The sequence below is a fragment of the Erysipelatoclostridium sp. MSK.23.31 genome, assembly GCF_019125875.1.
Classification (GTDB): domain Bacteria; phylum Bacillota_I; class Bacilli_A; order Erysipelotrichales; family Coprobacillaceae; genus Thomasclavelia; species Thomasclavelia ramosa.
This window is the reverse complement of the sequence record NZ_JAHOCB010000080.1, coordinates 1-5,371: the sequence shown is the minus strand read 5'-3', so window position 1 is coordinate 5,371 and position 5,371 is coordinate 1. Positions and strand designations below refer to the sequence as shown.

At 30.0% G+C, this 5,371-nt stretch carries 6 protein-coding genes; all 6 read left to right on the top strand.

Annotated features, from left to right (window positions below; genetic code table 11):
• Positions 1–275 precede the first annotated feature (275 nt).
• Positions 276–932: a TVP38/TMEM64 family protein gene (locus KSU54_RS18145; RefSeq protein WP_008792273.1), complete on the top strand. Its 657-nt coding sequence runs from the start codon at positions 276–278 to the stop codon at positions 930–932.
• A gap of 16 nt (positions 933–948) precedes the next feature.
• Entirely contained in the window at positions 949–1,659 is a 711-nt protein-coding gene (locus KSU54_RS18140) for a response regulator transcription factor (RefSeq protein WP_003539048.1), read from the top strand.
• Between the two features lie 3 nt (positions 1,660–1,662).
• Positions 1,663–3,759 carry a sensor histidine kinase gene (locus KSU54_RS18135; RefSeq protein ID WP_009008638.1) on the top strand — a complete coding sequence of 699 codons (2,097 nt, stop codon included), beginning with the start codon at positions 1,663–1,665 and terminating at the stop codon, positions 3,757–3,759.
• Positions 3,760–3,813: 54 nt separating this feature from the next.
• Entirely contained in the window at positions 3,814–4,497 is a 684-nt protein-coding gene (locus KSU54_RS18130) for a hypothetical protein (RefSeq protein ID WP_117582442.1), read from the top strand.
• On the top strand, positions 4,490–4,924 hold the full coding sequence (locus KSU54_RS18125; RefSeq protein ID WP_117792805.1) for a GNAT family N-acetyltransferase: 435 nt from the start codon (positions 4,490–4,492) through the stop codon (positions 4,922–4,924). The genes KSU54_RS18130 and KSU54_RS18125 overlap by 8 nt, the downstream gene beginning before the upstream one ends.
• Before the next feature lie 82 nt (positions 4,925–5,006).
• Positions 5,007–5,132 carry a hypothetical protein gene (locus KSU54_RS19235; protein WP_003539044.1) on the top strand — a complete coding sequence of 42 codons (126 nt, stop codon included), beginning with the start codon at positions 5,007–5,009 and terminating at the stop codon, positions 5,130–5,132.
• The last annotated feature ends 239 nt before the right edge of the window (positions 5,133–5,371 follow it).

Sequence of the window (5,371 nt, the reverse complement as noted above, 5' to 3'; positions counted from 1 at the left end):
AAAGAAATGAAGAAAGAAAACAAAAAAGAGAGAAGAAGATAACAAAAGGAGAAAGGAGGAAATAAATCCCTTTGAGGGATGGCGAGAGTCAAAAGCGATAGCTTGAACGAAGAGAAAGCAGCGCCTTGAGACGCGAGCAGGCAACATAGGCTTATAGCCTCAGAGAAAACCACGTCTTTTAGGCGTGGTTTTTATTTAGAATTTTTTAAGAATTATTGTTAGTTTAGTTTTAGGATAGTCTTTTATTATTTAAGTATAGAAAGGCGGAACGACTTATGCTTAAATCAATAAAAAAGACAAATTTGCTCATGATGTCATCAATTATTTTGTTCATGGCATTTATTACAATATATTTATTTAGAAACTGCGATTTTAATGATGTTATTTATGAGATTGAAACACTGCCATATTTTACTAAAGTTTCAGCAATGATTGCTTTAATTGCTCTGCAGATCTTTTTAGCATTTTTACCTGGAGAACCTTTGGAGCTGGCTAGTGGATATATTTTTGGTTCATTTCAAGGAACAATTGTTTGTTTGATCGGGTCAATGATTGGAACGATTATTGTTTACTATTTAGCACGAATCTTTCAACACTCAATCATTGATAAAATGTTTGATCAAAGTAAAGTTGCAGAAGTGAAAAAATTATTTTCTTCTAAAAAAAGTAAGTTTTGGCTATTTATTATTTTTTTGATTCCTGGAAGTCCTAAAGATATTATGACTTATTTAGTTAGCTTAACAGATATTGATATAAAACAATGGCTATTGCTTACAACGATTGGAAGAATTCCAAGTATTGTGACATCTACATATTTAACGGGAGCATTAAGAGACGGCAATATTGTATTGGCTGTTTCAATCTTTGCGGTAACTGTTATACTAGTAATTACCGGTGCCGTTTATTATAAAAAAATAGTTAATTCTAATTAGAAAAAGGGAGAAGATTATGGAACATACAATTTTAATTGTTGAAGATGAAAAAGGAATCAGAGAAACAGTAACAGTTTTTTTGAAGAATCAAGGATATAATGTTTTACAAGCTAGTAATGGTGAAGAAGGGTTAGCATTAATCGAAGCAAATGAAATACATTTAGCAGTGGTTGATATTATGATGCCAGTTATGGATGGAATTACAATGGTACTAAAACTACGAGAAAACTATGATTTTCCAGTTATTTTCTTAAGTGCAAAGTCTGAAGATATTGATAAAATAACCGGGCTTAATATTGGTGGTGATGATTATATTACTAAGCCGTTTGAGGCGATGGAATTGATAGCTCGAGTTAATTCGAATCTTCGAAGATATAATCAAATTTTAGCTTTAAAAGAAAATCGTAATCTTAATAATAATCAACAGCGCTTAGTCGTGGGTGGATTAGAGCTGGATAAGTTTACTAAAGAAGTGTTTGTTAATGATCGAGGTGTTCGTTTAACGGCTAAAGAATTTCAAATACTTGAATTATTAATGTCTTATCCGGGAAGAGTCTATTCAGCTGAGGAGATTTATGAAGCTGTTTGGAAAGAAGAAGCCATAAATACTGAGACAATTATGGTGCATGTGCGAAAATTGCGTGAGAAAATAGAAGCTAATCCTAAAAAACCAGAATATTTAAAAGTAGTTTGGGGAATAGGATATAAAATTGAAAAAGGAGTGTAAAAAATGACAAAAGCTAAAAGAATTTTTGGTGTGATTTTTGCATCAATATTACTATTAATGTCCGTTGTTGTTATATCCTTATATGATAATGTTAGAGAAAATACCCCTCGTGATGATAATTTAACGGGAATTTTAGAAGATGATCTACAGCTTTTTACTATTGCGATGGCTAAGACCCTTGATTCTAATTTTGAAGCAGTAAGCTTTGATGATAGTGTTGATGAACAGACAAGACAAATATTTTTAGATGTTTTTGACGATTATTTAAAGGGAATAACATCATTGTTTAATAATGATGGAGATTTTATTTATAAAGCTGTTAATACTAATACTAATCAAATGATTTCGCAACATAGTGAAAAAATTACAACTAATGATGATCAAAGTAAATATAGTTTCTATACTGAAGCGAGCTATGATCAAAATGGTCTAGTTTCATGTAATGGGGATTTAAGTAGTGATAAACTATCATATTTTAATATTGCTAACCTTTTAAGCTCATTTGCACATTATGATGGTGAAAATACTATATATATTGACAACTGGATGTTTGATACAAATGCAATCAAGATTAATGTTCCTAAGAATCTTCAAATTACATATATTATTCCAGAAACACCAGCCAGTCATGGATATGCTTCACAATATGTTAATTCATGGGAAAACTATAATTATTTTTCAGCTATTGCGTTATTAAGTTGTTCAGCTATATTAGTCTTATTTATCTTATTTTATCCAATTAAAATTGTAGAAGATGTTAATCCGTTTTTGTCAGTAAAGAGATGGAAAGCAGAAATAAATCTAGCTGTTTTAACGCTTATGATTACTTTTGGCGTTATGGGCTGTATGATCGTGACGGGTTATACACTTAATAATTCACTTTTAGAATTATTAAAAAGATATGACATCATGTATGTAGATTACATCGTTATAGTTATTAATTTTGTGATTTGGATACTGACGCTTTTAGTTATTTCATTAGGAATCTTCCAATTAAAGTACATTTTTGCTCGAGGATTCTGGCGTTATTTAAAAGAAGATACGTTAATTGGTAGTGGAGTACGCAGTATCAAAAATAAACTTAATCAAATTGCCGATATTGATCTATCAAAGTCGTTAAATCAAACAATCATGAAATATATTTTGATTAATACAGCAATCATTATGATCATGATTACTTTTTGGGGTTTTGGATATTTCCTAGCTATTATTTATGCATTTTTAGTATTTTTTTGGGTCAAAGATAAAGTGCTGAAGGTGCAAGATGACTATGATAAATTATTGACTGCAACAAAAGAATTAAGCAAAGGTAATTTTGATGTAGAGATAGATGGTGATTTAGGTATTTTTAATGCTTTAAATGATGAATTTAAAAATATTCGAATTGGTTTTGAAACTGCTGTTAAAGAAGAAACTAAGTCTCAGAATATGAAAAATGAATTAGTAAGTAATGTTTCTCATGACTTAAAAACACCATTGACATGTATTAAAAATTATATTGTTTTATTGCAAGATGATAATTTACCAATAGAGACAAGACATGAATATTTAGATAATTTAAATCAGTATTCTAATCGTTTAACGAATTTAATTGAAGATTTATTTGAAGTTAGTAAAGTTAATAGTGGTAATATCAAGTTAAATTTAATGGAACTTAATATTGTTGCATTAATTGAGCAGGCGCATGCTGAATGTAGTGAAATATTAGATGCGCATCAATTAACTGTTATTACTAATTATCCACATAATGATATAATCCTCAAATTAGATGGTGATAAGACGTATCGTATTTTTGAGAATCTATTCACTAATATTTCTAAATATGCTCTATTTAATAGCCGTGTATATGTTGATTTAACGGAGGAAACTGAGGATATTACTATTATTTTTAAAAATATTTCACAAGAGCAGATGAATTTTAGTCCTCAAGAAATTACAGAAAGATTTGTTCGTGGTGATAAATCGCGTCATGAAAGTGGCAGTGGTTTAGGATTAGCAATAGCTAAAAGTTTTGTTGAAGCACAGGGGGGGACTTTTAATATTGCAATCGATGGGGATCTATTTAAAGCAATAATTACTTTTAAAAAGATTGCTAAGTAGTCGTAATTGAAGCTATACTAAAGGAGTAGTCCTTTGAAAGTAGGTGGAATTAGGATGAAAATATTATTTGTTGGGAATTCGCATACGTATATGAATGATATGCCAGAAATGGTGCGAATCAATAGTAGTGAAAAGTTAGAAGTGACAATGTTGGCCCGTCCTGCAATTACCTTTCACGACCATTTAGAGTCAATGGAATTACAGTTCGCTTTAAAACAAGGATATGATTTTGTTATTTTTCAACAGGCATCACATGAGCCTTGTCCAAGTAAAGAAGCAACATTGCATGATGCTAAAGCATTGATTGAATTGGCACGTAGCTGTGGTGTTATGCCATACATTATGATTCCTTGGAGCCAACGGAATTATGATGATGATTTTAAAACAACCAAAGATATTTATCATCAAGTAATGATGGATAATTTAGTTGATGGAATACCAGTGGGTTATGTCATTAATCGTTTAAGCCATCAAAATCCCGAATTAGAATTGTTCCAAAGTGACAATCAGCATTTAACTTCATTAGGTAGTTATCTTGAAAGCATTACGATTTTAAATACAATTTTCTTTGAAACAAAGTTTCCTGGTAAACTCATTTATCCTAACCAAAGTAGTTTTGAAGAACATCAATTGGATGAAAGACTTATTGATTTTTTAACTAAAGAAGTAGTTCATACTGTAGAACGATTTAAGAGTAATTATTGTGTTTGTGGAAAGCGAGAGATTTTAGATGATTAGAAGTGTCACTAAAAATGACTATGAAGAGATTGCTAAACTGATGGTTGAAGCATTTAAAAATCCTCCTTGGAATGAGGTATGGAGTTATGAAAGATCATACCAGCGAATTGAACAGTTAGACGACGGAAAATATACAAGGTGTTTTGTGTATATGTTAGATAACAAAATAGCTGGTGTTGTTTGTGGGAAATTAATAACATATGTTAATGATCTTGATTTTATGATTGAAGATTTTTATATTGATCCTCATTGTCAAAGAAGGGGATTAGGAAAGAAAATGATGAAGGCATTAGAAGAATGTTTACCTGAAGTTGATGATTTAATTTTGTTGACAGGACGAGAATTTTACAGTGCTGATTTTTATCAGAAAAATGGTTTTAAGATTAATGATGACATGGTATTTATGGTAAAAAAATTAAAGTCTTAATAAATCTAAATTATGCCGAATTATGTTGACAATATGTGATTATCTCCTTATATTATATGTAGATTGATAAAGGGGATATAAGATGCTGAATAAGTTTAAGGGATTAAAATTAAAGTGGTATCATTTTGTAGTATTTTGGCTACCAGGTGGAATGCTATTATTAACAGGTTTATTAGCATATCAATATCGTAATTCAAAAATAGTATGATTATTTAGCTTGTACAAATTATTAAATGAAAATAGATTTTAAAGACAATAGTTTGATTTAGAAGGGAAATATGTTTCCCTTCTTTTTATATTTTAGGATAGCTGATTTTTATATATTTGGTTGATCTAGACAGTTATATATTAAAAAATGACTAACTGATAATAAAATGAACCTCCATTATTTGTGATGCGTACCCTCTTTACTGGGCAAACCAGTAAGGAGGGTTTTTATATGAAATA